5 protein-coding genes are annotated in these 5066 nt (G+C 74.1%); 3 read left to right on the top strand and 2 right to left on the bottom strand.

Features of this window, described 5'->3' with window-relative positions:
* The coding region (locus CCN39_RS44930) for a phosphopantetheine-binding protein (protein ID WP_244211308.1) at positions 1-367 on the top strand (367 nt) is incomplete at its 5' end.
* Positions 368-413: 46 nt separating this feature from the next.
* Here CCN39_RS44930 and CCN39_RS44925 read toward each other — a convergent pair.
* Positions 414-1244, bottom strand: a complete 831-nt coding sequence (locus tag CCN39_RS44925) for a class I SAM-dependent methyltransferase (RefSeq protein ID WP_244211307.1) — start codon at positions 1242-1244, stop codon at positions 414-416.
* Between the two features lie 26 nt (positions 1245-1270).
* The gene (locus CCN39_RS44920) at positions 1271-1678 is read right to left on the bottom strand and encodes a RidA family protein (RefSeq protein WP_086852962.1); all 408 of its coding nucleotides are present in this window, start codon (positions 1676-1678) and stop codon (positions 1271-1273) included.
* 201 nt (positions 1679-1879) lie between these two features.
* Between CCN39_RS44920 and CCN39_RS44915 the strand changes: the two genes are divergently transcribed.
* Positions 1880-4765, top strand: a complete 2886-nt coding sequence (locus tag CCN39_RS44915) for a condensation domain-containing protein (protein ID WP_158104611.1) — start codon at positions 1880-1882, stop codon at positions 4763-4765.
* Positions 4762-5066: acyl carrier protein (locus CCN39_RS44910; RefSeq protein WP_086852958.1), on the top strand; the 305-nt coding region annotated here is incomplete at its 3' end. The genes CCN39_RS44915 and CCN39_RS44910, both read left to right, overlap by 4 nt.

The raw sequence follows: 5066 nt of genomic DNA, 5'->3' as shown, positions 1-5066 counted from the left end.
GCTCCGCGGGGTGCTCCCGGCCTACATGGTGCCCTCCCGCTGGGTCGTGCTCGACGAGGTTCCCTTGGGCCCCACCGGGAAAGCCGACCGCGCGGCCCTGCTCGCGGCGCTGGGCTCCCCGCCCGGCAAGTCGGCCGCGGAGCCGGCGGGGGACGTGCTGGAACGGGCGTGGCAGGAGGTGCTCGGGGTGAGCGGAACCCCGGCCGACGCGAACTTCCTCGACCTGGGCGGGAACTCCATCCTGGCCATGCAGGTCGTCTCCCGGGTGCGCAGCGGCCTGGGGATCGTGCTGGAACCGGCCGACGTCCTGCTGGCGGAGTCGTTCGGCGAGCTCGCCACGCGGGTCCGCGAGCTGCAGCGGCGATGAACGGCCCCGCTCCGGTCGCCGTGACCCGGCGGCCGGAGCGGGGTGATCACGACCGGACGGCGTCCCGGTGGGCTTCGGCGGCCGCGCGCAGTTCCGGCGAATACCGCACCCGGCCGCCGGGGCCGCCGTAGCGGCGCTTCCGCGTGCCGTCGGTGCGGCGGATCATCGTCAGGCTGTTCTGGGTCAGTTTCTGGGATTCGAGGAGGTTGACCACTTCCAGCTCGCCCGGATTCGTGCGAGCGAACTCGCCGATGTACCGGACAATGGCCTCACCCTCCGGATAAGTCAGCAGATAATGCATCAGGACGATTCCGCCATCCGGGTTGATGCGTTCCCAGAAATTGTCGAAAAAGTAGAGGCACTCCCAGGCGTCGACCCAGGCGAAGTCGATCGGCGCGAACCCGTCCGGCAGCTGTCCGGCGCACTCGCGGATATCGGCGTTGACGACCGTCACCAGGTCGTCCAGCCGCAGCTCCCGGAGCACGCCGAGAACCCGCTCGGCCGAGGATTCGGGGATCGACAGGTCGTCGACGGCGACCAGGGACGGCCGGTACGGCCGGAGGTGGAACTCCGGGGTGACCAGCGCCGGCGCGGCGTTGAGCCAGGCGTCGTCGAGCTCGTCGTGGTCGGCGAGGTGGCGGGTGGTCTTCTCGGCGAGCGCCGCCGACTCGGCGGCCACCTGGTCGCGCACGTCGGCCAGGGCCGCGGCCAGGAACGGGGTCGTGTACCCCATGCCGACCTCGAGCACCCGGCTCGGCCGGTGCAGGCAGACGAGGTCGGCCAGCAGCCGGGCGATCACCTCGGTGCCCATCTCCGGCACCCGCAGGCGTTCGGCGGCGGCCTGGAATTCGGCGGTGACAAAGCGGTTGAGCTGCACTTTTCCCCCTGGTGCGTGGACGCGGGTCAGCGACCCCGGACGACCGCGGTGACCTCGATCTCGATCAGCGCCTCGGGCCGGAACAGGGCGGCCACGGCGACCGTGGTGCTGGTCGGCAGGTCGCCGGTGAAGTACCGCGCGCGCACCTGCGCGTAGGCCGCCCGGTCGGCCATGTCGGTGAGGTAGGTCCGGATGTTGACGACGTCGGCGAACCCGGCGCCGTGCGCCTTCAGGATGGCTCCGATGACCTCCAGGGTTCGTTCGGCCTGCACCGCGACGTCGCCCTCGCCGACGATCGCGGCGTTGTCGTCGTCGAGGGCGACCTGGCCGGAGAGGATGAGGAGCGCGCCGTCGCCGAAGTCCAGCCGGGCCACCTGGGAGTAGGGGCCGGCGGGGGCGGGCGCGGTCGCCGGGTTGCTGAGCTCGGTGCGCATGTTCGTCCTTTGTTCACCTGCCGGGAATTCCGATTAATCGGCGACCCCCGGTCAATTCGATCACATCCGCTCGGCACGATACCCGATCGGCCGCAAGTGCGAACTGATGATCCGGGAACTGCCGACGAACGGATACGTGACCCAGATCACATGATGATCTACGAAACCGTTGCCTATGGTGGTCGGCAGGGGGTGGGAAAGTTGCGCGAAATTCGCGAACAAGGTCGAATTCCGGCTTCTTCGTCCATTGCTTCGGCCGATCGGCCGACCGCCGGTTCCGGCCCCGGGGAAGCGCCGCTGTCGGCGGCCCAGCGCCGCCTGTGGCTGGTGGACCAGGCCGCCCCCGGCGCGGCGACCTACAACGTCCCGGTCTTCCTCCGGTGGCACGGCCGGGTGGACGTGCCGGCCCTGCGGGCCGCGCTCACCGAGGTCGTCCGGCGGCACGAGGTCCTGCGGACCCGGTACCACCTGCGGGACGGCGATCCGGTGCAGCAGGTGGTCCCGGCGGCCCCGGTCGAGGTCGAGGTCGTCGCCACCGAAGACGCCCGCGAAAGCGCTTCGCACCGCGTTGCGCTGCCGTTCGACCTGGCCGCCGGCCCGGTCCTGCGCGCCACCGTCTTCCACGGCGCCGAGGACGCGGTGCTGCTGGTGCTCCACCACATCGCCTTCGACGGCTGGTCGCTCGGCCGGCTCGGCACCGACCTCGCGCTGGCCTACGACGCCGCCGTGCACGGCCGGCCGGTACGGCTGCCCGGACTCGCCGAGCAGTACGCCGGCTTCGCCCGGCGGGACGCCGCGGAAGCCGGCTCGGCCGAGACCGCGGACCGGATCCGGCAGCGGCTGGCCGAGCTGGCCGGGGTGCCTGCCGGGCTGACCCTCGCCGGGGCGCTGCCGCGCGGGCCGGGCCGCCGGGTGGTGCGCGACGGCGCCGAGCAGGTCGCCGTCCTGTCCCCGGCGCTGTGGCAGGCGGTGGCGGACTACGCGCGGGCCCACCGGCTGACACCGTTCGTGGTGCTGTTCTCCGCCTTTCAGCTCCTGCTGCGGCTGCGCTCGGCGCGCCCGGAGTTCCTGGCCGCCGCGATCACCGCCAACCGGAGTTCGGTCGAGGTCGAGGACCTGGTGGGGTTCTTCGTCAACACGGTTCCGCTGCGGTGCGCCGTGCCGGACGGCGCCGACTTCACCGAGCTGTGCCGCCGGGTGCGCGGCGAGGCCTACCGGGCGCTGACCCACCAGCGCATCCCGTTCGACCGGCTCACCGCGGCCGCCCGGACCGAGCTCGTCGACGTCGCCTTCGCGCTGCAGAACTTCCCCCGGCCGGCCGCGGACGTCCCGGTCCGCTGGGACCAGCCGGAGATCCTGCCGACCGGCACGGCCAAGTTCGACCTCCTGCTCACCGTCGAGCCGCGGGGTGCCGGGGCCCGGGCGAGCCTGGAGCACGACACCGGCCGGTACCCCGCCGACGTCGCGTCCGCGCTGCTGGAGTCCTATGTGGACATCCTCACGCTGGTCCTCGCCGACCCCGCCGCCGAGCTCTCGCGGTTCGCCGCGGAGCCGGCCGCCGAAGCGCCTGCACCGGCGGAAGAGCCGGCCGCCACGGCGTTGTCCGGCACGCAGCACCGCGCCGCGGAGCTGTTCGCCGCCGCGCTCGGCGAGGCCGGGACCGAGGTGGGGGAGCTCGGTCCGCGCGCGGACTTCTTCGCGCTCGGCGGGCATTCGCTGCTCGTGGTGCGGATGCTCCGCCGGATCGAGGACGAGACCGGGGTGGCCCTGTCCGCCCGGCGGTTCCTGGCCGACCCGACGGTGGCCGGGCTGGCGGCCCTGCTCGCCGAACCGGCGCCCGCGGCGGCGGAACCGGCTCCGGCCGAGCCGGGGCCGGAACGTCCGGCGACCGCGGCGCAGCAGCGGTTCTGGTCGCTGGACCGGCTGCCGTGGCTGCGGCAGGCCTACGTCGTCCCCGCCGTGGTGGAGCTGCCCGCGGGCACCGACCCGGACCGGCTGCGGGACGTCACCGCCGAGGTGCTGGCCCAGCACGGGGCGTTCCGCTCGGTCTTCCGGCTGGACCGCAAGCGCCGCCGGGTCGTGGTCCGGGCCGGCGAGGCGGTACCGCCGGTGACCGTGACCGACGCGCGGGCGTGGGACCGGGCCCGGCTGGCGGACCACCTCGCCGAGGCCTGCTGGGCGGGGTTCGACCTCGCCGCGGGCCCGCTCGCGCGGGCCGAGGTCGTGCGCCACCGCGACGGCGTGCTGCTGGTGGTCGTGGCCCACCACATCGTCTGCGACGGGCCTTCGATGGACCTCGTGCTGCGGCAGATCGGCGGCGAGCCGGTCGCCGCGGCCACCCCCTCTTCCCCCGGGGAGGAAGAGGGGGCCGACCGGGACACCGAGGCCGTCATCGCGCGGCTGAGCGGGGCACCGGTGGACGTCGTGCTGCCCCACGACCGGCCCCGGCCGCCCGAACAGAGCACCGAAGCGCTGGTGGTGCGGGCGTCGCTCGGCCCCGAGCGGGCCGCCGCCCTGCGCGCGACCGCGACCGCCGCCGGGTGCACGCCGTTCATGCTCGGCGCGGCCCTGCTCGGCGTCGCCCTCGCTCGCACCGGTCCGCAGCGCGACTTCCTCTTCGCGTTCCCGTGGTCGACCCGATCCGCCCGGGACTCCGGTGCGGTCGGGATGTTCGTCGACACGCTGCTGTTGCGCGTCGACCTGCGGGACGGCCCGTCGTGGACCGAACTGCTGGGCCGCGTCCGCGCGGCGAGCCAGGCCGCGTTCGGCACGTCGCTGGCGCGCTTCGACGCCGTCGCGGCCGCGCTGGACCCCGGGCGCGACACGAGCCGGCCGCCGCTGACCCCGGTGTACCTGACCGTGCGCGACACGCCGCCGCCCGGCCGGCTGCGGCCGCTGGAACCCCTGCACATCAAGTACGAGCTCGAGCTCACCGTCGTCGACGACGCCGCCGGCCTGGGCTTCGAGCTCGCCGGCCTGACCGCCCTGTTCGACCGCGGCACGGCGGAAACCCTGCTCGCCGCGATAGTCACCGCCGCCGAGGACCTCAGCACCGGTCCGTCGGCCCGGCCACTGGAGGAGATGTGACGACCAGCGAAGGAACCGGCACGGAACTGGAGGAGCGGGTCCGCGCGGTGTGGGCGGAGATCCTGGACCTCGCCGACCCGGCGGCGCTGCCGCTCGACCGCAACTTCCTCGACGCGGGTGGCTCGTCGTTGCTGCTCGTGATGCTCTGGGAGGACCTGCGCGAGCTGACCGACCGGCAGTTGCGGGTGTCGGACCTGTTCCGGCACTCGACGATCCGCGCGCAGGCGGCGTTCCTCGCCGGTGCCGAAGACCGGGTCGCCGCCCCGGCGGGACCGGCCGCGCGGGGCGCGCTGCTGGGCCG

It is taken from the genome of Amycolatopsis kentuckyensis (assembly GCF_002155975.1).
Classification (GTDB): domain Bacteria; phylum Actinomycetota; class Actinomycetes; order Mycobacteriales; family Pseudonocardiaceae; genus Amycolatopsis; species Amycolatopsis kentuckyensis.
This window is presented reverse-complemented; position numbering and strand designations above follow the sequence as displayed.

What these genes read in the sequence shown, in the direction of transcription:
- CCN39_RS44920 (WP_086852962.1), bottom strand. Translation starts at nt 1,678, where the DNA reads ATGCGCACCGAGCTCAGCAACCCGGCGACCGCGCCCGCCCCCGCCGGC.